Source organism: Bradyrhizobium sp. JR4.3, assembly GCF_040547695.1.
GTDB lineage: Bacteria > Pseudomonadota > Alphaproteobacteria > Rhizobiales > Xanthobacteraceae > Bradyrhizobium > Bradyrhizobium canariense.
This window is the reverse complement of record NZ_JBEPQF010000007.1, coordinates 26,882-45,895: the sequence shown is the minus strand read 5'-3', so window position 1 is coordinate 45,895 and position 19,014 is coordinate 26,882. Positions and strand designations below refer to the sequence as shown.

At 62.8% G+C, this 19,014-nt stretch carries 18 protein-coding genes and 1 pseudogene; 5 read left to right on the top strand and 14 right to left on the bottom strand.

Features of this window, described 5'->3' with window-relative positions; translation table 11 throughout:
- Positions 1-3: 3 nt before the first annotated feature.
- Together ABIB91_RS13585 and ABIB91_RS13580 are read right to left on the bottom strand one after the other, a co-directional pair.
- Positions 4-567: an MOSC domain-containing protein gene (locus ABIB91_RS13585; RefSeq protein ID WP_354161660.1), complete on the bottom strand. Its 564-nt coding sequence runs from the start codon at positions 565-567 to the stop codon at positions 4-6.
- On the bottom strand, positions 567-2,249 hold the full coding sequence (locus ABIB91_RS13580) for a DNA polymerase/3'-5' exonuclease PolX (protein WP_354161657.1): 1,683 nt from the start codon (positions 2,247-2,249) through the stop codon (positions 567-569). The genes ABIB91_RS13585 and ABIB91_RS13580 overlap by 1 nt, the downstream gene beginning before the upstream one ends.
- A 554-nt stretch (positions 2,250-2,803) precedes the next feature.
- Here ABIB91_RS13580 and ABIB91_RS13575 point away from each other — a divergent pair.
- Positions 2,804-2,989 carry a DUF3606 domain-containing protein gene (locus tag ABIB91_RS13575; protein ID WP_354161654.1) on the top strand — a complete coding sequence of 62 codons (186 nt, stop codon included), beginning with the start codon at positions 2,804-2,806 and terminating at the stop codon, positions 2,987-2,989.
- A 50-nt stretch (positions 2,990-3,039) separates the two neighbouring features.
- Here ABIB91_RS13575 and ABIB91_RS13570 read toward each other — a convergent pair whose 3' ends face one another.
- Positions 3,040-3,939, bottom strand: coding sequence for a 3'-5' exonuclease (locus ABIB91_RS13570; RefSeq protein ID WP_354161651.1), 900 nt, complete (start codon positions 3,937-3,939; stop codon positions 3,040-3,042).
- 302 nt (positions 3,940-4,241) lie between these two features.
- Between ABIB91_RS13570 and ABIB91_RS13565 the strand changes: the two genes are divergently transcribed.
- Complete coding sequence (locus ABIB91_RS13565) at positions 4,242-4,403, top strand: hypothetical protein (RefSeq protein WP_354161648.1); 162 nt, start codon at positions 4,242-4,244, stop codon at positions 4,401-4,403.
- A gap of 218 nt (positions 4,404-4,621) precedes the next feature.
- Here the strand turns inward: ABIB91_RS13565 and ABIB91_RS13560 are convergent, their stop codons facing one another.
- From ABIB91_RS13560 to ligD, 4 genes and pseudogenes are all read right to left on the bottom strand, one after another.
- Positions 4,622-4,876, bottom strand: coding sequence for a hypothetical protein (locus ABIB91_RS13560; protein ID WP_354161645.1), 255 nt, complete (start codon positions 4,874-4,876; stop codon positions 4,622-4,624).
- A gap of 582 nt (positions 4,877-5,458) precedes the next feature.
- The gene (locus ABIB91_RS13555) at positions 5,459-7,429 is read right to left on the bottom strand and encodes a methyl-accepting chemotaxis protein (RefSeq protein WP_354161642.1); all 1,971 of its coding nucleotides are present in this window, start codon (positions 7,427-7,429) and stop codon (positions 5,459-5,461) included.
- Positions 7,430-7,690: 261 nt separating this feature from the next.
- On the bottom strand, positions 7,691-8,407 hold the full coding sequence (locus tag ABIB91_RS13550; RefSeq protein WP_354161639.1) for a type II toxin-antitoxin system VapC family toxin: 717 nt from the start codon (positions 8,405-8,407) through the stop codon (positions 7,691-7,693).
- Between the two features lie 526 nt (positions 8,408-8,933).
- Positions 8,934-10,750 (bottom strand): annotated as a pseudogene (gene ligD / locus ABIB91_RS13545) (DNA ligase D).
- Between the two features lie 491 nt (positions 10,751-11,241).
- On the opposite strand from ligD, the gene ABIB91_RS13540 reads away from it, so the two are divergent.
- A complete protein-coding gene (locus ABIB91_RS13540) occupies positions 11,242-11,706 on the top strand; it encodes a hypothetical protein (RefSeq protein ID WP_354161636.1) in 465 nt (154 codons plus the stop codon).
- Between the two features lie 42 nt (positions 11,707-11,748).
- Here the strand turns inward: ABIB91_RS13540 and ABIB91_RS13535 are convergent, their stop codons facing one another.
- Positions 11,749-11,997, bottom strand: coding sequence for a hypothetical protein (locus tag ABIB91_RS13535; protein WP_354161633.1), 249 nt, complete (start codon positions 11,995-11,997; stop codon positions 11,749-11,751).
- 1 nt (position 11,998) lies between these two features.
- Entirely contained in the window at positions 11,999-12,220 is a 222-nt protein-coding gene (locus ABIB91_RS13530) for a hypothetical protein (protein ID WP_354161630.1), read from the bottom strand.
- Positions 12,221-12,389: 169 nt separating this feature from the next.
- Here ABIB91_RS13530 and ku point away from each other — a divergent pair, with 169 nt between their 5' ends.
- Together ku and ABIB91_RS13520 are read left to right on the top strand one after the other, a co-directional pair.
- Positions 12,390-13,319 carry a non-homologous end joining protein Ku gene (ku, locus tag ABIB91_RS13525; protein ID WP_354161627.1) on the top strand — a complete coding sequence of 310 codons (930 nt, stop codon included), beginning with the start codon at positions 12,390-12,392 and terminating at the stop codon, positions 13,317-13,319.
- Between the two features lie 16 nt (positions 13,320-13,335).
- On the top strand, positions 13,336-13,584 hold the full coding sequence (locus ABIB91_RS13520) for a hypothetical protein (protein ID WP_084777410.1): 249 nt from the start codon (positions 13,336-13,338) through the stop codon (positions 13,582-13,584).
- A gap of 14 nt (positions 13,585-13,598) precedes the next feature.
- On the opposite strand, the gene ABIB91_RS13515 is transcribed toward ABIB91_RS13520, so the two are convergent.
- The 5 genes from ABIB91_RS13515 to ABIB91_RS13495 all read right to left on the bottom strand — a co-directional run bounded on the left by ABIB91_RS13515 (position 13,599) and on the right by ABIB91_RS13495 (position 18,788).
- Positions 13,599-14,576 carry a sensor histidine kinase gene (locus ABIB91_RS13515; RefSeq protein ID WP_354161624.1) on the bottom strand — a complete coding sequence of 326 codons (978 nt, stop codon included), beginning with the start codon at positions 14,574-14,576 and terminating at the stop codon, positions 13,599-13,601.
- Positions 14,577-14,685: 109 nt separating this feature from the next.
- On the bottom strand, positions 14,686-15,813 hold the full coding sequence (locus ABIB91_RS13510) for a PAS domain-containing sensor histidine kinase (RefSeq protein WP_354161621.1): 1,128 nt from the start codon (positions 15,811-15,813) through the stop codon (positions 14,686-14,688).
- Positions 15,813-16,604 carry an alpha/beta fold hydrolase gene (locus tag ABIB91_RS13505; protein WP_354161618.1) on the bottom strand — a complete coding sequence of 264 codons (792 nt, stop codon included), beginning with the start codon at positions 16,602-16,604 and terminating at the stop codon, positions 15,813-15,815. The genes ABIB91_RS13510 and ABIB91_RS13505 overlap by 1 nt, the downstream gene beginning before the upstream one ends.
- A 101-nt stretch (positions 16,605-16,705) precedes the next feature.
- Positions 16,706-17,071, bottom strand: a complete 366-nt coding sequence (locus ABIB91_RS13500) for a response regulator (protein WP_354161615.1) — start codon at positions 17,069-17,071, stop codon at positions 16,706-16,708.
- Between the two features lie 145 nt (positions 17,072-17,216).
- Entirely contained in the window at positions 17,217-18,788 is a 1,572-nt protein-coding gene (locus ABIB91_RS13495) for a response regulator (protein WP_354161612.1), read from the bottom strand.
- Positions 18,789-19,014: the final 226 nt, after the last annotated feature.

The following is a 19,014-nucleotide window of genomic DNA, read 5'->3' as shown; positions in this document are numbered from 1 at the left end:
CTTCTACACGGCCGGCAGAGGCCGAAACGAGGAGGACGGAGGGCGAGCCCGCGCGGTATCACCAGCCGCGACCATCCCGCCGGCCCGTACCACGCCCAGCACCCCAGATTTGAACGGAGGGCCCGTTTCCGCCGACGAGAGCACCTGTTGCTTAAGGCCGGGCTGGAAGCGGTCGATCAGAACGCAAGGCGTCCGGAGGCCGGTCAGCTCCACGATCGCCGTTGGTCCAAGCTCGATGAGCGTCCGGAGAGGCATCCGCTCAAGGTCCAGACCGGCAGTGGTGATATTCTCGCCCAGGTCCCCCGCTGCGACCTGGAAGCCGGCATCCGAAAGGGATGCAAAGAGCTCGGTCGGGATGAGGTGCACCTGCCGGAGATTGGGTAGGCGCGGCTGCCGACGGGCGAGATACCGGTGCTTGACGAACGAGCCGGCGTGGGCGTCGCCTTCGACGCCATGGCCTTCCACCAGCATGATGCGGTCCTGGAGCGGTTTGCTGAAGTGGTGACTGCGATCGGCGGCAACTGCGACCACGGTGCCCTCCAGCGAGAAGCCGTGCCCTTGCTGCATCAGGCCGCCCGGGCGAACGAGCGCCGCTTCTGGCGCAGGTAGCGCGTGATCTCCGGAAGAGCCATCGCGTTCAGGACCCGGTCGGCGGGGACACCGCCCTTCCGAGCCATCTCGACGCCCCAGTGCATGTGGTCGAGCTCGGGGATCGAGTGCGCGTCCGGATTGATGCTCATCAAGCAGCCGAACTCAAGGGCGGCCTGGTGCCAGCGCCAATCCAGGTCGAGGCGCCACGGGTGCGCATTGATCTCCACCACGACGTCATGCTTGGCACAGGCGCACAGCACCTTGTCGACATCGATCTCGTAGCCTGGCCGCCGCTGCAGCTGGCGCCCGGTCATGTGGCCGATGATGGTGGTGTGAGGATCGGAGATGGCGCGCAGCAGCCGCTGCGTCTGCGCCTTGCGATCGAGTTTGAAGCGGCCGTGGATGCTCGCGACCACGAAGTCGAAGCGCTGCAGCACGTCGTCCGCATAGTCGAGCGAGCCGTCGGCCAGAATGTCGGACTCGATGCCTTTCAGGATCCGGAAATCCTTGCCGAAGCGCTTGTTCAACCGGTCGGCGTCCCGGTGCTGCTGCCTGATCTCTTCCTCCGAGAGGCCGCCCGCGTAGTGCGCGGACTTGGAGTGGTCCGCGACGCCGAAATACTCGAAGCCGCGCTGGCGCGTGGCCTTGGCCATCGTCTCCAAGGTCTCCGTGCCGTCGGACGCATCGGTGTGGCAATGAAGGATTCCGCGCAAATCCTTGTCGGTGACGAGCTTCGGCAGCTTGCCCTTCAGGGCCAGCTCGACCTCGCCGCGGCCCTCACGGAGTTCAGGATCGATGAACGGCAGGCCGAGGGCACTATAGATTTGGGCTTCGTCGCCGGCGATCAGGGCGCGACCCTTGTGCAGCCCGTCGCTCTCCAGCCGCATTCCTTTCTCCGCGGCCAAAGCCTGGAGCCTCTCGATGTGAGCGGCTGAGCCGGTGCCGAAAAGAAGGGCGGCGCCGAAGTGCTTGCGGTCGGACAGGCGGATTTGCAGTCCGTCCGCAGCGGATGCCTTCGAGGTCTTGTCGAGCTTGGGAGCCTCCGCTACGATCGTGAGGTCGCCGACGAGTTCGCAGCCGCGGCGGAAGTCGCCTGCGATCGTCACGCGCTTGAGCTCCGGCCGAGCCTTGCGCAGCGAGTCCTTGGCGTGCGCGAGCAGGGCGACGGCACGATGCAGGTGGAGGCGACCTTCTCCGCTTTTTGCGATCGCCAGATTTTGCAGAATTTTGGTCTGCAGCGCGGCGCCGAGGCCTTTGGCCTTCTTGATGCGGTCGTCCTTGGCGGCGGTCTCCAACTCCGCGAGCGAGGTGATGCCGAGATCCTTGTAGAGCCGAAGCACCTTCTCGGGGCGGAGGCCGGGAACGGCGAGCATCTTGAGCACGCCCTCGGGTATCTCCTTCCGGAGCTTCTCAAGGCTTGGATGAGAACCCGTCTTGTGAAGCTTGGCGATAATGTCGGCGATCGCCTCGCCGACGCCGGGGATTTCCTTGAGACGGTCTTCCGCGATCAGCACATGCAGAGGGACGGCAAGGGCTGCTAGGCTGTCGGCGGCCCGAGAATAGGCTTTTGCCCTGTAGGGGTTGCCGCCGCGCAAGGCGGTACGCTGCGCGTATTCCCGCAGGAGGCTTGCTACACCACGGGTGTCGAGGGAAGGCACTCAACAAGCCTCCCGTCCCGCGTCCTGCGACCTCGGCGGACTAAAGCAAGTCCCAGCGCCCGAGCCTTGGCCAGGCGGACGATCGAGAGACCTCTCCAGCCTCTGGGCTGCCCGGAAGTCTTCAAGGTGCTGCGCATTCGGGCCGTAAGCGGCCTCTTTCTTGAGAAGATTATAGATCCGCCCGGCCAGCAGCTGCAGATGCTTCATCCTGCCCCGCGGCATCGACCGCGCTTTGCAAAGAGCCCGCACGGCGTAGGCGCGGAAGTAATCAAATGCGTCAGACATGATCTCGGTAAACGCAGGCCACGGCCGATGGTTCGGTCGGCAACGGTCGGGACTCGAGGCCGGTTCGGCTGGTCCGTTAGGAACCTAGTGCGTGGGCGCGATGCCAAAGGTTCGCGGATAGATCGCATAGTCTCTCGCTGTTCGAATATGAAGCAGAGACGGGTGCGTCTCTCACGGTCTAAGGGCTTATGGCAACAGCGAGGAGCTTGGGGAACCTCCGGAATCCTCAGGGCGTTGCACCGCCATCAGATTCGCAGAAGGAGGTGCCGATGGCAGCCGCGAAGAAGAAGACCGCGCGAGGACGCAAGCAGGACCGGGCGCGCGTCGCCGGCGGACAGAAGTACGAGGTCGGCTATGAGGCGAAGAAGACCGGCCGATCGGTCTCCGCCGTCAAGAAAGCGGTCAAGAAAGTCGGCAATTCCCGCAAACGGGTCGAGAAGCGTCTCGGCCGCTGAGGCCCGCGCTCTCGCTCCAATCCAGAGGCGGCCTGCTCCAAGCTGGCCGCTTAAACGCGGGTGGAGAAGCGGGTGAAGGCGGTCAGCGTCTGCAGGCGCGGCTCCACGTCGCGCAGGTAGATCTCGGTCCGGAGAAACGCGAGCTCGGTGTCCAGCGCGGACTCGCGGACGTCGACGTACCAGGACTTTGGCCGACCGTCCGTGCCGTCGCTCCAGCGATAGCCGCGGCGCTTCAGCGAATCCTTGAGTTCGAACGGCGACTGTTCGGCCCAGATCCGGACGGTTTTCTGTCGTGCGGTCTCGAGCAGGACGGCGAGCGCGGGCGCGCCGGTCGTTGGTAGGTCGAAGTCCAAGATCTCGAGCAGCGCGTGACAGTCGTCAACCGCGCGGTGCGCCTGGTGGAAATAGCCGGCGCCATTCAGAAGGTAGCCGAGCTTCGCACCATCGAAGCCGTGCTGCCGCCAATCGACCTCGGTCGCGGAGCATGCCCACGCCTTCCGCTCGAAGACGGGCCAGTAGCGCTCGGAAAATTTGCGATCAAACCCGCTGTTGTGCGCAATGACGACGACCACGGAGTCGTCGACGAAGGCGTTCACGGCTGCCTCGTCGATTTTGTGGCCAGCCACCATTTCGTCGGTGATGCCAGTAAGCGCCGTGATCTCGGCCGGGATCGGCTCGGACGGCTCATTGAAGGCGGAGAACGTCTCCCTGACCTCAATGATGCGCCCGTCCGGCGTGTAGCCGAACTTGACCATGCCGAGCTCGATGAGTTCGTCCTTGCGGTGGTCGAGGCCGGTGGTTTCGGTGTCGAGCAAGATGCCGATCTTGGTTTCCTGTCCAGAGGCCGGTATGGACGTCGGCCGCGGCACCAGGCGCCGCAGCACCCGGTAGTCGCTCGACCGGCCTAGTGCCTCGGCCATCGCGGCCAGATCCGATGCGTCTTGAAACATCTCTTCTCGTGTGGGCCGATGAGGTAGTCCCGTGAGGCCCCACAATATCGGGAGCTCCCGGCACGAGATATCTGAAAGACAAAGCAATTCACGGGCTTTTGGGAGTGTCGGTGCAGTTGGATTCGCTTGCGGGACGTTCGCGCAGGCCTCGATCGCTCCGGAGGTGCCCGCCTATGAATGGGGGCGGATCGGGCGGGGCATCTGCGGACGGCTCGACAGCATCTGCGTATGGTTGCCGACCCCGGATTGCTACGGTCCCACTGGTGCGTGATCGTTTACGATCTGCAGCTATATTTGTATCCATGGATCTCGAGTACGACCCCAAGCGCGAGGCCGCCGCGGCGATGAAGCTTGCCGCCGAAGCAAAGGGCGCAGAGCGGCAGAGATGGATCACTGCCGCGCTCGCGTGGTCAGAACTCAGTTCCCTGCGCGGGGCTGCCGAGCACAACGTGCCGGAAGGGTAGCCTACGCGGCAGCTCGTTACCGGTGCAAGGCGCAGCACCTTCCCGGACCCCCTTCCAGGGCGCTAGGATCGCGTTCAGGGGAAACGCGATGCCGCACCCGCTCACGGCATCAAATCGTCGCAGGTGAGGCCAGGACCACCGGCTGGGTACGCGAGCTTGGTCCTGGGGAAGCGTCTGTCGGCAGATCCCTTCGCGCACTGTGGGACGGCCGCCAGGCTTCATCGGCTGCGCGCTGCCGCACCATCGAGAACGACACGGGTGTGGGCGTCATGCCTCGCCGGCCCAGAGAAAATCGCTGCAGGCGGCGTCGTGCGAGGCGTCGGCAGCTCGGTCGGTCCGGATGCCGAGGGCTGACCGCCCCTGCTGTCATACCGTTTGGCGAGATCTAGGAGACGACGCCGGGTGAACGGATCGGCCTTCTCCGCCATACCTCGGACCCTTTGGGCCAGACCTCGGTAGAACTCCTGCTCCATGACACGCCCCTCAACATCACTGCCCAGAGTTGAGTGCTGTGCGGCGGCGGAGTCAAGAAGGCGCGCAACAGTGCGTGAACCCGACCTAATTTTTATCGGCCAGCTTGAGCTCGCGATCTCAACTGAACTAGAGTGCCATCGCAGGGGGAAAACAGATGGCCATGCTCCATCCGGTCCGGAAGGCGTGCCCGGGGTGCGGCAAGCCGATGAAAGCTGTGTCCGACGAAGCTTCGGAACGGCGGCCGCGGTACGTGTGCACCAATTGCAACGATGACCCGCTACACGACCCGGATGCCCGCAAGTGGGCGGATGGCCCGCTGCGGCCTCCGGACCCCTAGGTCTTCGCTGCGCGCGGGCTTGAGTCGAGCATGGAACGGGCTCGGCCGAATACCGTTGATATGGCGGGCCCGCGCGAATGCACGGCCCGCGTGGCTCCGCCATCAAGCCCCCCAGCCCCCAAAAGGCGGGGCCACGCTCATTCTTCACGTTCCGGCGGGATTTTTCGGCACGTATCTCAGACGGGCGGGTTCAGCAGGACGGCTGGTCGCCGCCATGCAGACGTGAAGTCGATGGGGAGCAGGGTCAGGCCGCTCGCACAGTAAGCAGGAAGCGATCGAGTTCGCTCCTCAGCCGGTTGCTCTCAGTCGACAAGGAGCGTGCTGCCGCAAGCACCTGTGTAGATGCAGAACCGGTCTCAGCTGCCCCGTGCTCAACTTCTGTAACATTTGACGAGACCAGTTGCGTGCCCTGCGCGGCCTGTTGGATGTTGCGTGAAATCTCTTGGGTCGCGGCGCCTTGCTCCTCGACGGCGGCGGCAATGGTCGATGACACCTCGGACAATAGCTCAATGGTGCCCGAGATTTCCTTGATGGCCTGCACGGATTCGTCGGTGGCCGACTGGATGCTGCCGATCTGCTGACCGATCTCGCCGGTTGCCTTGGCTGTCTGCTCGGCCAGGGCCTTAACTTCGGAGGCGACGACGGCAAAACCGCGGCCCGCGTCGCCGGCGCGCGCAGCCTCGATGGTCGCGTTGAGGGCCAACAGGTTCGTCTGCCCGGCAATGGTGTTGATCAGCTCTACTACGTCTCCGATTTTGGCGGCGGCCTTCGAAAGCTCGCTGACCTTTGCTGTTGTAGTCCTGGCTTGGCCCACGGCTGCAGTGGCCATACGTGCTGAAGACTGAACCTGCCGGCTGATCTCGGTCACTGAGGATGTCAGCTCTTCTGTTGCAGAAGCGACCGACTGGACGTTGGTTGAAGCTTCCTCCGAAGCGGAAGCGACGTTGGTTGCAAGATCCTGGGCGTGCTCGGCCGTCTTTGTCAGCGTTGCTGCCGATGCTTCGAGCTCGGTGGATGCCGAGGACACGGTTTCGACGATCTCGCCAACCGCCGCCTCGAACTCGCTCGCCAAACGATTCATATCCGCCTTGCGCTGCTCGGCCTGGCGTCGCGCACTGTCCGCTTGTTCCGCCCGCAGGCGCTCGGCTTCGATCATGTTGGATTTGAAGACGTCGACGGCACCGGCCATTTCGCCGATTTCGTCATGGCGGCCGACGCCGGGGATGGCGACGGTCATATCACCCTTCGCAAGTCGGACCATGGCTTGGACCATGGACACGATGGCTTTGGTGACCGCCCGGGAGATCGTCAGCGAGAGGCTCGAGACAACCAGTACCATGAGGGCCAAGGTTATCAGCATCCAGCGCTTGATGCTCGCAATCGTTTCCGTCTCTTTGGCCTGAGCCGCGTTGTACCGGTGCTCGATGTCGGTTGCGATCTGTTCGATCCGCGGCTCCATCTGTGCATAAGCTTTGGACATGGCGATTGCACTGGCGGCCGCCTGCTGTGCGCCGTCGGCCCAGGCATTGAAGTCGGCCCGATACTTTTGAAGTTTACTCTCGATGTCACCCTTCATCGCTGGAGCGAGATCGGATGTTTGCACTGCCTTTGCAAATTCGTTGGCGCTTTTCTCGAATTGATCGACATAGACGCGGTCGCGACGGAGCATGAAATCCTTCTCATGCCTACGCATCATCAGCATGCCCGCGGCCAACTTCGAGTTGTCCAGCTGCGTCAGCTTCGCCTCAATATCATGTACCGAACTGCGCAGCGCTCCACTGAGCCCCAACTTTTCGTTCAAACCAAGCTTGCCTTCGTTCTGCTCCAGCGCAGAAAATTGCTTGGAATATTCGGTAAAACCTTGCGCAAGCACACCAACTGTTTCGGCCAGAGCGGCGAACTCGCCAATCCTGACGGCCTTGCCGAGGTGATCGATGTCGCTGTTGATGGTCGTAGTCAATGCGGCATGGCGCTTGGAGGTCTCCTCGTCTCGCCGAAGCAGAAAGTCCTTCTCGGCCCGGCGCGCATTTAACAAGTCCCGCCCAAGTTTATCGTTCAGCGTGGAAACCTTACGAGCCTCTTCAGCGACCGTTCGCGCTGCTTCCTGCGAAGCATTACCGTTCAGATAGATGCCGCCGAAAACGATTAGTCCGGCGATGCCGACGATCCCGATGAGCAATATTTTATGGCTCAGTCGCAGCGAGAGACCCGTCATGAATACACCCTAAAGTGGCTGGAAATGAGAGCAAGTATCTGGTTTCCCTTGTAAAATGCGGTGCCTTCCAGAAAGGAAGCGTAAACGAAAGCGGGCTGCCGTACTTCTACGGATGATCTCGCGACGTTGCCCTGCCTGGCTTGGCACCGACAGACGGCATGAACACACTCGGCAACCGGTCACAGTTGGCCGGTTCCGCTCATAGTCGGAGCTTCCGCTTTGCGCTGGTAAGCCGGGGTGAGTACAGGTCCTAGCGTACGCTTACGCGTGGACCGACAGCCTCGCGTCTAGGTACACCTGATCGACACATCGCTGTACCGGTGCCGGATACTCTCGCTCTACCCAGGACGCATCGGCGAAGCGAACGTCGTCGACCTTCGACAGCCGAAGGCAAATCCATCTGCTTGGACCAGACGCTTCGTGCTCGAAGTTGGCTCCACAAAGAAGCGCGAGCGCGCGCTCCTCCCCGGCGGCGTGGCCTAATATGAATATGTGTGGACAGACCATCTGGCGCTGGCCGCCATTGCTCACGTGCACGGGCCGACGTACGAGAGGCGCCTCCCGGAGCGCCGTGAAGACCTCGCTGTGGCCTTCGCTCAGTATCTGGAAAGGTCGCTCGCGACCGCGGCGGGCTCGGTATGCGGCGAAGTCCGGGTTGAACGTCGCGGCTCCGGTGGTCCCCAGGCGCTCCATCAGCGCAAAACTCGTTCGGTCGATCAAGGAAAAGCTCTCGTCCGGAAACCTTGCGTCAATCTCCGAAGCCGCATCCAGATCGGCGCGGACGACGGGTTCGACCCGAACTCCGCTGTCGCGCAGACGCTCCCAGAAAGTGTCCGCAACGTCCTTTCCGAACTTGGCCTTGAGCAGTTGCCAAGTCTCGGTCAGCAACAGGTCGGTGGTAAGGTGCTGGTCGATGCTCTGGAGGATCGATTTGGCGCGCCCATCTGAGCATCCCGCTTGGCGGCGGCGACGCGACATTTGGGAGTACCCTGTTCAGGAGTGACGCGGATGAGTGCGTTCGTTGACAGCTCGGCGGTTCGGCTCGTTGGCCTCAACCCACTTCTTCGCGCTGTCTTTGGAAACAATGAGCCTGACCCAATCGGCGTCCCCAACGTCTCGGGAGCCCGGGTCCGGTGAGTAGAGCCAGACCGATCCTTCGGCTGGACCACCTTCCACTTCGTATTCCCAGGCCACGCCTTCAGGGTCATTTTCCTTGAACCACCTGTCGGCGACGTCGGCGGACGCAAACACCTTTATCCATCCGGGCTCGCCTGCCGCGTGCGTTCTGCCGTCCTGGTAATCGTCGAGGTAGAGCCAAACGGTTCTTCCCTCGCGGCGAGCCTCTTATGGTGGCGGACGGCCTCGTTCACCCTCTGCCGGTCGGAACGATCGTCTTCAGGCAGGGACATCACCGCGGCGTAGAGTTCGGCAGGAATGCTCCGCCTGTCACGGGAAGGTTTGTGGCGCCATTCCACCCATCGATCAAATGCATCCGACATGTGGCTCACCTCCTCGACTTCGCGCGGAATGGACTGCCGATGGTGAAGGCGTCCGGCGCGATCCCGCTCTCGACGCGCTTCCAGGTCACGGGCGCTGCGATCGGAAATCCCTGCCGCACACGCGGGGAATAGGTGCCGATGGCCGTGGTACCGCGGCCATTGCGCAGATAATCGAGGAAGATGCGATCGCGACGCTTTGCCTGAGCAGACAGGAGGTAGCGGTCTGGATGACGCGTTGCGAGGGCGGAGACCAACTGATGCGCGACCCGATGCGCTTTGTCGTGCAGCACCGGCTGGTCCAGCGGCGCCATCAGATGGATTCCTTTGCCGCCGGTGAGCTTGGGCCATGTCTCGAAGCCCTCGCGTTTCATCAGCGTGCGCAGGTCGAGCGCGGTTTCCACCACGGCATCCCAATCGACGCCCTCTCCGGGATCGAGATCGATCACGATGCGGTCGGCATGTTCGAAGTCCTCAACGATCGCATTCCACGGGTGCAGCTCGACGGCCCCGATCTGGACCAGTCCAAGGAAACCATCCAGGTTGTCGACCCACAGGCGCGTTCCCTCACCACCCTCGCGCTTCTGAATCCGGAGCTGGTGCACGGCGGCCGGAATGTCCTTCGGCAGCGGCCCCTTGTGATAGAAGGTGGTGCCGTGCACGTGACGCACCAGCTTGAGCGGACGATGCCCGAGGTGCGGGAGGGCTTTCTTCCAGACCCGGCTCCAATAGTCGGCGAGTTCTTCTTTCGAGGGGACAACCGCTTCGGGCAGAAGCTGCAGGATGTTTTCTCGGGGAACGCCCAGCTTCGGCCGGCCAGCCACGGAGGGCACCAGCCGCGGCGCCTTGACCTTGCGCACCGCAAGATCATCGCGAAAGCCCTTGAATACGGCCTCTCGGAGCAAGCCATCATCGGTCCGCGCGCCATATTGAACCTCGATTTCAAGGGTCGGCTCGACCCAGGTCGCCTTCGGCTTTTTGACGGTCACATCGAGCGGAGAAGCCTTGCGGATCAATGGATCAAGCCGCTCGCGCAGTTCGCGCGCGGTCGTCTCGGTGTAGCCGGTACGCACCTTGCCGGCGTAGAGCAGCTTGCCGTTGTCGTGTCGGCCGACGTAGAGCGAGGCGACTTTCCGGGGGCGCGCCCCTAGCTTCTCCACGAACGCGATGATCGGGAAGGTCTCGCTCTTCTTGCATTTGAGCTTGATCCAGCTCTCCTGCCGCCCCGAGCGATAGGGTTCGCCGAGCCGCTTGCCGATCAGGCCTTCCAGCCCCAGCTGGCACCCTTTTTCGAGGATTACGTTGCCGTCGCCCGCAAGCGCTTCGACATAGATGAATGTCTCCGGTGCGCCCTTCAGAAGGCGCTGCAGCAGGCGCTTGCGTTCCTCGTACACGACGCGGCGCAGGTCGTACCCGTCAAGGTACAAGAGATCGAAGGCGTGATAGCGCACGCGCTCGCTTTGCTTCGGGCCGAGCTCTCGCCTGAGCTGCTGGAAGTCCGGCAGGCCGCCACTGCCGTACACCACGGCCTCGCCGTCGATGACGAAGCTGTTTGCCTTGAGCAGCTCGGCGCTCGCTGCGATCGAGGAGAACTGTTCGGTCCAATCTAGGCCCGTGCGCGAATAGACTTTGATGTCGCAGCTTCAAGATGCAGTTGCGCACGGTAACCGTCCGCCTTGATCTCGTAGACCCACTCTTCGCCGCGAGGCGGCTTCTCCCGCAATGTGGGATCACACGGCTCGATGTAACCAGGGATAGCAACTTTGATGGCGCCGTGGACACGCGATACTCCCGAACGAGACTGACGCAACGCCACGGCACACATGCCGATTCAACGCCGTCGCCCTGATTCGTTCCGTGTCTCGCTGAGGACCCGTTCGGAACGCGGGTTGTCTCCGAGCGTTGGCGGCTGTGGGCGCGGGTAGGAGCGGTGCGATGATAGAATCGGAGACCCTGCTGGAGAAATGTCCCCAATGCGGTGCATGGCCTATGGCGGCAAACATCCAAAGGTCTGCTTTCGCGCTACGCGAAATCCAGTTCAGGTGCCCGAGGTGCCAGGCGGAGGAGGCCGGCCGGCTCCGCCGACCAACGTCCCCGCGGCGCGCTGCCTGACAACGCAGCCAAAGAACCGGAGGAGCTATGACCGCGCCTTTCGAGGTGCCGGGTTCCGGCGGGCGTCGAGACCGAGCTGACCAAGCTCGGTTCCAGTAATCGCCACAAGGAAGGTGAGTGGCTCGCGCGTTCCGGCAGCATCAGACGTCTGGAACGTAATTGACGATCCGGCTTTTTGCTCCGTGTCGGTCGGAGGGAAGTGCGATGAAATCGATGAGCGCTCTCGCCTTTGCATTTGTCGTCTCGACAGCGACGGCCTCGGCGCAGCCGGTGCGATGGACCAGGTACACCATTCCCCAGACCGGCACCTCCATGGATTTTCCCTCCTCGATCTTCACGGAAGAAGCTGGCCGACCCGACGGATACGGGCAACGGTTCCGAAGACCCGACGGGCGTGCCGACATCACGATCCAGGCCGCGCCCAACGTCGAGAACGATTCACCTGCGGCCTTTCTCGCGAAAAAGCACCCGCCTTCACGCATTCAGTACAAGCGAGTGACACCACGGTTCTTTGCGGTCTCCAGCTACAAGGGCGACAAGGTCTGGTACAACCGCTGCAACTTCTCGGGGCGGCTGATCCATTGCGTGTTGATCGACTATCCCGCCGAGGAAGAGCACGCCTGGGACAACATCGTCACTCGAATGAGTCTGTCGCTCAGCGGAAGGTAGTCGCCTTGCGGGTCTCTTCGCAGCACTTCTCCGCGCGTCCCTTCACAGGGTGCTCAGGTCTTCCGGCAGGTCGCCGAACTTGCGGATCACCGTTGCGTCTCCGAATTCGCCCGTAGCCGGATCCCCGCTGCGGCTGAAGGCCACCGCTCCGACAACGCCGTTCTTTCGCGAAAGCGCCTCGGCTTTCATCACGGCGGCGTTGGGATTGAAGCATTCGACGGCCTCGCCGGCAGCGACACCGTCATCCGAAGGGAGGAACGGCAGAGCCACATAGTAGGTCACCGCGGGCATGTCAGTCGTACCAATCCTTTCGGTCGCGCGGTACGTCGAACCGGCCGCGCGAATAGCCGGCAGAAATCGAAGCCCGCAGCTCTTCGAGCCGCGCCTCCAGGAAGCCATTTGCGACGATGAGCGCCTTGAGAGCTTCCCGGGCGCCGCCCCCACAGGCCGCAATCGCCTGGTCGGCGTCCTCCAAGTCGAACCTGGCCGGTCCGGATGGCATGGGTTGGGTCATCAGCGCATGTTCTTATTTTGTTCGTAAGAGTCAAGGCTGTCCCCCACGTCCGCCGGGCGCTTGACCGGAAGTGGCATCAATTTGCGGTGGACGCCTGCCGGCGGTGTCGGAACTGTGTCGCGCCGTTCGTCTTGAGTCCACGTCCCCGCACCTGGAGCGTTGCGTAATCATGGCCCCCCGCGCGAACTGGAAAGGCTTCCTTCGGCTGTCTCTCGTGACCTGTCCGGTCGCGCTCTACCCGGCGACGTCGGAGAGCGAGAAGATCTCCTTCAACCAGCTCAACCGGCAGACCGGCCATCGTATCAAGTACCTGAAGGTCGACGCCGACACTGGCGACGAGGTCCCCAACGAGGACATCGTGAAGGGCTACGAGCTCGAGAAGGGCCAGTACATCGAGGTCTCCAAGGAGGAGCTCGAGGAGATCGCGCTAGAGTCGACCCGGACCATCGAGATCGATGAGTTCGTCGACCGTAGCGACATCGATCCGCGCTATCTAATTAGGCCCTACTACATCCGGCCGGACGTCAAGGTCGGGCACGACGCCTTCGCGGTGATCCGCGAGACCATCCGCGAGATGGACAAGGTCGCGATCGGGCGCGTGGTGCTGACCAACCGCGAGCACATCATCGCGCTCGAGCCCATGGACAAGGGCCTCGTCGGCACGCTGCTGCGCTACCCCTACGAAGTGCGCTCAGAGCAGGAGTATTTCGACGAGATCCAGGACGTGAAGGTAACGAAGGACATGCTCGATCTCGCCAGGCACATCGTGAACCAGAAGGCGGGCAGCTTCGAGCCGGAGAAGTTCGAGGACCACTATGAGACCGCGCTTATCGAGCTCATCAACCAGAAGCGTGCCGGCAAGCCGATCACGCCGAAGGATCGGCCGAAAGGCGAGAACGTCGTCGATCTGCTGGACGCGCTACGCAAGAGCGTCGGCAGCGCAGCAGCCAAGACCGAGGCTCCGAAAAAGCCTGCCAAGAAGACGAAGAAAGCTGCGGCAGCTCAGAAGGAGATGCTGATGCCGATCGCGGGCAAAAAGCCCGCGAAGGAAGCGGCAGCAAAGAAACCCTCCGCAAAGCCGCAGCGGAAGTCCGCCTGAAGCGAAAGGAGAGCACATGGATATCAAGGAAGCCTCGGCAATGACGGAAGCTTCCGGCTTGGTCGACGAGCAGGGTGGGATGGAACGATCTTCTGGAGCGACATCCAAGGCTGACGCGGGAGCCGCGCGCCGGTCAAGCCCGCCGTCTGCTTCGGATGCAGCGATGCGCTTCGCAGATCAGCTCCGCGAAGTGACCGTGAAAGCCCCGCTACGTTCTCTGCTTGTCGCCTTTCTGATGGGAGCTTGGATTTCACGTAGGCGGTAGGGCCGACGGGCGGTTCAATTCAGCGGCCGGACCGGAAGCCTCACGACCGTCCTGCACCCAGCATGTCGCGGGTCGCGCGACAAATCGCCCTGCATCTGAGCGGCCAACAAGCGCACCAGGCGGGATCCCATCCCCTGAGAAGGCTCCGGAGGACAGCCGACGCCGTCGTCCTCTACGACGAGTTCAACGCCGCCGCCGGTTTGGGAGAGACTGACCTTGACCGTGCCTCCGCGATCATCGGGAAAAGCATATTTGATGGCATTCGTGACGAGCTCGTTGACGATCAGGCCGATCGAGACAGCATCGGACGAGTTGACCTCGAGCTTGTCTGCGCTCACCAGCACCGCTATCGGCCGCACATCCCGGAGCATGTCACCCAGCGTGCGGCAGAGGTCTTCGAGGTAGGCGGCCATTTCCACCGAGCCACCGTCATTGTCACCCCGCAGCCGCTCCTGGGCGCGCGCGATCACCGCGACGCGGGCGACGGCGGCCTGCAACGCGGCTCTCACATTGGGATCGCTCTGCGCCCTCGCCTGCAGCGTGAGAACGGAAGAGACCATGAACAGGTCGTTCTTGGTCCTGTGGCTCAGCTCCTCCAGCAACAGGCTCTTCTGCGTCTCGGAGCGGGCAAGTTTTTGAATAGCCTGCCGCAGCGCCTCGGTGACTGCCGAAATGGTGAATTCCGTAACGATGAAAATCGACAACGGCACGAATTCGCGGATGTCGATCTCGAAGCTCTCACTTGGAGCGATGAACAGGTATGCCGCGACGACAGCGCTTACGATCGTCGCGAAAAAGCCCGAGCCTCGATCGAACAGAAGAGCCGATAGAAACACCGCCGGGAAGAACAACAGAACAGGGTAATGTTGAAGTGCGTCCGAGAGCGACAGGCGCAACAAGGTTGCGACGCCCACGATCAGCAGGGTGGCCGCATATCGGACCGCCACCGAATATTGTTCTTTGGGAAGCAGGCTGACCAGCAGGTTTTCCATAGAGGATCATGCGCGGCGCCATGTGCTAGTTCCAAGGACTGACCCAGCAAAAAGGGGTTCATCAGAATGGCCGGCCTTCTTTCGTCGACCATCCGACCACAACGGGTCTTCACACAGATTGAAGAGGCATGGAGAACGTAAACCGGGTCTCCTCAGACGTCGAGGTCACGGTCAACTTGCCCTTGTGAGCTTCTGCGATCTGGGACGCGATATAGAGGCCTAGCCCTAGGCCCTGACGGCTGGCGCGGGCCTTTCCGCGAAAGAACGGCTCAAACAGCTTGTCCATCGCTTCCGGCGGGATGACATCCCCCGCATTGGAGACCCAAAGTTCGAACGTGGTCGCGGTCGTCTCGGCATAGACCACGACCGGTTTGTTCGAGGACCCATGCGTCAGCGCATTGCCCACGAGGTTTGACAGAAGCTGACCTATCCTGGTGCGGTCGCAATTCACGGGCCGATCGATCTCGAATTCGGCTTCGATCACCCGGCCGGGCGTTGCCAATCTGAGCTCGTCGACCACCTGGGCAAGGGTGCGTTCCAGCGGTTCACTCGTGTTGCGGTCGAGAGATATTCCGCCGCCAAGCCGGCCGCGCGCGAAGTCGAGCACGTCGTCGATCAGCGCGGACATCCGCATCACAGTCGTCTGCATCATCGCGATGATCTGGCGCTCCTTCTCGCTCTGGACGGTGCGGTCCAGGATGCGAGCGCCGGCGCTGATGGAGGCGAGCGGATTGCGGAGGTCATGGCCGAGAACCGCGATGAATTGCTCGCGCAGTTCGGAGGCTTGGTTCTCGCGCTGAAGCCGCTCCTCGATCGCCTTCTCGGCCGCTTTGGCCAGCTCGCGCGCCGCGAGCAGCTCCTGCTCGTACCGCCGCCGATCCGTCGCCTTGATCAACGCAAGCCGTATCAGCAGCAGCTTGCCGTCGGCATCCCGGCGCTCGTTCGCGTTGGCGATCATCTGCAACGGGGTGTCGTCCGCGGCCAGCATGTCGATGGCGAACTCCTGAAAGGAGCCCTGCATACGCAAAAGCGGCGCGATGTGGGTCTCGTAGTAAATGCGGCCCGGCATGGTCAGGAAGTCGCTGAAGCGCTTGCCGATCATCTGCTCGGCCGAACGCCCGCTCCAGTCCAGGAATGTCCGGTTCACCTGGTCGACGCGACCGTTCGCCTGCAGGGTGATGTAGCCGCACGGTGCGTTCTCGACCAGGTCCTGGAAATCGGAGCGGGAGACGTCCACTACACGAATGTCCGCATCGCCTCGACCACTTCGTCGGGCGCGCTGAGGTTGGGACAGTGGCCGGTCGCCTGCAGAACGATCATCCGGCTCTTGGGAATGTTGCGGTTGACGTAGTCGCCAACCTGCTCGGATGCGATGATGTCCTCACTGCACTGCAGGACCAAGGTGGGCACCCCGACGCCCGGCAGATCCTTGCGGTTGTCGGACGTGAAGGTCACCCGGGCGAACGCCTTTGCGATCTCGGGATCCGTTCGGCAGAAGCTGTTGGTCAGCTCCTCGCCAAGCTCCGGCCGATCAGGATTGCCCATGATCGCCGGCGCCATCTGCGTGGACCAGCCCATGTGGTTGGACTCCAGGAACTGCAGTAGTTCCTCGATCTGCTTGGCGCTGAAGCCGCCCACGTAGCCGTCGTCGTCGATGTAGCGGGCCGAGGGGCCGATGAGCACCAGCTTTCCGAACATGCCCTGCGACTTCTGCTCGGCGAGCACGCCGATCATGCTGCTGACAGAGTGCCCGACGAACACCGCATCCTTAAGGTCCAGTTCCCGGCCGATTTCCACCACGTCGTCGGCATAACCCGCCAGGCTCGAATACTTGCTACGTTCGTACGCGGAAAGATCCGAACCGCCGGCGCCGACGTGATCGAACAAGACGGTCGTGAATTCCTTCTCGAAGGCCGGCGCCACGAAGCGCCACATGTTCTGGTCGCATCCGAAGCCGTGGGCGAAGATCATCGCCCGGTTGCCCTCGCCGCGGAGGTGCACATTGTTGCGTTCGATCACGCCTGCCATCGGCACTCCTGACCCGTTTTGGGATGTAGTCGGACTTTAGCCATGCTCGTTGCGGAATTGCGAGTGCCGTGTGCGCAACCGAGATGCCCAAATTGGCCGAGCTAGTGCGAGATGCCTGGGGTTCCCCTCGCCATCTCTCGCACCGCGCTGACGATCGCGTCGGGATGGTACGGCTTCTGCAAACATCGGCTGCCCGGCACTGGACGGGCCGCGACGGGTGAGTAGCCGGTCGCGTAGATCACGGGCAGGTCGGGATCATGCTCCCGGCAGCGCTCCGCGATCTCCCATCCATCGATGCGGCCCGGCAACCTGATATCCGTGACGAGAAAGTCCGGCTCGTGTCCTCCGTACCAGGCCAGCGCCTGCTCCCCGTTCTCCGCCTCGACAACCTCGAATCCTTCCTCGCGCAACGCCTCGACGACGAATTCTCGAATTAGTTCATCGTCCTCGACGACAAGTATGCGCACAGGCGGTGCCTCAAACATTGATTTACGTGCGGAATCAGGAACGGCCGGAGACCTGGGATGTTCCGGCCCGATCTGTCCAGGCACTCAGGGCAAATGTCGCCAACCGTCGATTCGTTGGTCGGGCGTGCCGCTGTGCTGCAGTTGCTCAATCCGGTCTGGCGAGCAATTCGGCCAAAGCGGATTGTAGTTCACCTACCTTGAACGGCTTGTGAAGCATGCGCGAATGTTTGCTTTCCTGCACAGGAGTGAGCGCTGCGGTTTCCGAGTAGCCACTCGCGAAGATGATCGGAAGATCGGGCCGGGTCTGTCGAGCCCGCTTCGCCACTTCCGCACCGTTCATGCCGGGCATCGCGAAGTCCAGTATCACCGCTGCAGGAGCGATCCGTTCGACCACCTTCAGCGCCGACGCGCCGTCCTCCGCGACGACGGACGAGTACCCCAGGGTCTCCAGCGAATCTGTCAGGAAGGTGCGCACGTCCGGATCGTCATCGACGATCAGCACCGTGGCCGCAGGCGCGAGGTCTGCCGGGACCGAAAGCTCCTCGGCTCGCCGCGGCTGGATTTCCGTCCTGCGTAAGTAGAGCCGCACGGTCGTTCCGGTACCTGGCGCACTCTCGATCCTCACGGCGCCTCCAGATTGATGAAGCGTGCCGTAAACCTGACTGAGGCCGAGGCCGTTGCCTTTGCCGACGTCCTTCGTCGTGAAGAACGGTTCGAAGGCACGCTCCGCGACTTCTGCGCTCATGCCGGTCCCCGAATCCTTCACCGACAGCTCCACATAGTCGCCGTCCTGTAGGTCGGGCTCACCTGTGAGGCGGCACCGGCGGGCGGCGATGAAGAGCTCGCCTCCGCCCGGCATGGCATCACGCGCATTCAAGGCGAGATTGAGCACGGCCAGTTCGAGCTGCGTCCGATCTCCCTTGGCGAAGACGCCGTCCGTATCGAGATCCATGCGGAGGTCGATCGACGGTCCGATGGTCCTGCGCAGCGTGTCGGCGAACCCGGCGAGAGCGCTCGATATGTCGATCGATGCGATATCCAATTTCTGGGTGCGGGAGAACGCGAGCAGCTGTCCGGCGAGGCGCCCGCCGCGGTCGGCGGCCTTCAGTCCCGCCTCCGCCCATCGGCTGACACGGCCCGCATCGTCTGGCTTGCGCCGGATCAGATCGAGGCTGCCGGTGATGCCTTGGAGAAGGTTGTTGAAGTCGTGAGCTATCCCGCCCGTCAGCTGGCCGACAGCCTCCATCTTCTGCGCCTGGCGCAGCGCGACGTGGGCGCGCTCGAGTTCGCGGCTCCGCTCCATGACCCGCTGCTCGAGCTTCTCGTTCAGGTCCCGCAGGCGAGCCTCGCTATCCCGGAGTGCCGCCTCGGCGCGCACGCGCTTGGTCGTCTCCGAGACGATGCACAGCACGCCTCCGACGCCGCCATCGCCGTCCGGAACGGCCGAGTAGGAAACGTCGAAATAGACGGTCTCTCCGAAGCCGTGCCGCTCGATGTAGAACGGCCGATCCTTGGACGAAAACGTTCTTCCGGTGTCCCGTACGCTCCGGAGCAGCGGCTCCAGATCGTCCCAGAGCTCGCTCCAGCTCTCCTTTGCCGGGCGACCGAGAGCGCGAGGGTGCTTGTCGCCGATGGTGGGGGCGTAGGCGTCGTTGTACAGGGCCACGAACTCCGGACCCCAAAACAGCACGATCTGGGCTTCCGCCCGAAGCAGCATGGACAGGGTCGTCTTAAGCTCGGCCGGCGGCTGCCCGTCGAAAAGATCGCTGTCTCGGAGGAGGTCCCCATGGTGCCCCGGTCATCGAGCGAGCCGAGGCTCGAATGGATTACGTTAGAAATGCAATCCTTCACAATGCTTTAGGGGCCGTTTGGTTCCGAGGCTGCGCGACCCGCTTCCGAGCTCGCCTGCTCCCTGCACGGCCGCAAGGTTCTGTCGGTAGCCT

Bases quoted from the DNA above. Each gene is read 5' to 3' on its own strand.
- ku (WP_354161627.1), top strand. From the start codon at position 12,390: ATGGCCCCCCGCGCGAACTGGAAAGGCTTCCTTCGGCTGTCTCTCGTG.
- ABIB91_RS13495 (WP_354161612.1), bottom strand. From the start codon at position 18,788: ATGCTGCTTCGGGCGGAAGCCCAGATCGTGCTGTTTTGGGGTCCGGAG.
- ABIB91_RS13565 (WP_354161648.1), top strand. From the start codon at position 4,242: ATGGATCTCGAGTACGACCCCAAGCGCGAGGCCGCCGCGGCGATGAAG.
- ABIB91_RS13535 (WP_354161633.1), bottom strand. From the start codon at position 11,997: ATGCCCGCGGTGACCTACTATGTGGCTCTGCCGTTCCTCCCTTCGGAT.
- ABIB91_RS13560 (WP_354161645.1), bottom strand. From the start codon at position 4,876: ATGGAGCAGGAGTTCTACCGAGGTCTGGCCCAAAGGGTCCGAGGTATG.
- ABIB91_RS13520 (WP_084777410.1), top strand. From the start codon at position 13,336: ATGGATATCAAGGAAGCCTCGGCAATGACGGAAGCTTCCGGCTTGGTC.
- ABIB91_RS13505 (WP_354161618.1), bottom strand. From the start codon at position 16,604: ATGGCAGGCGTGATCGAACGCAACAATGTGCACCTCCGCGGCGAGGGC.
- ABIB91_RS13585 (WP_354161660.1), bottom strand. From the start codon at position 567: ATGCAGCAAGGGCACGGCTTCTCGCTGGAGGGCACCGTGGTCGCAGTT.
- ABIB91_RS13555 (WP_354161642.1), bottom strand. From the start codon at position 7,429: ATGACGGGTCTCTCGCTGCGACTGAGCCATAAAATATTGCTCATCGGG.
- ABIB91_RS13540 (WP_354161636.1), top strand. From the start codon at position 11,242: ATGAAATCGATGAGCGCTCTCGCCTTTGCATTTGTCGTCTCGACAGCG.
- ABIB91_RS13515 (WP_354161624.1), bottom strand. From the start codon at position 14,576: ATGGAAAACCTGCTGGTCAGCCTGCTTCCCAAAGAACAATATTCGGTG.
- ABIB91_RS13550 (WP_354161639.1), bottom strand. From the start codon at position 8,407: ATGTCGCGTCGCCGCCGCCAAGCGGGATGCTCAGATGGGCGCGCCAAA.
- ABIB91_RS13530 (WP_354161630.1), bottom strand. From the start codon at position 12,220: ATGACCCAACCCATGCCATCCGGACCGGCCAGGTTCGACTTGGAGGAC.
- ABIB91_RS13570 (WP_354161651.1), bottom strand. From the start codon at position 3,939: ATGTTTCAAGACGCATCGGATCTGGCCGCGATGGCCGAGGCACTAGGC.
- ABIB91_RS13575 (WP_354161654.1), top strand. From the start codon at position 2,804: ATGGCAGCCGCGAAGAAGAAGACCGCGCGAGGACGCAAGCAGGACCGG.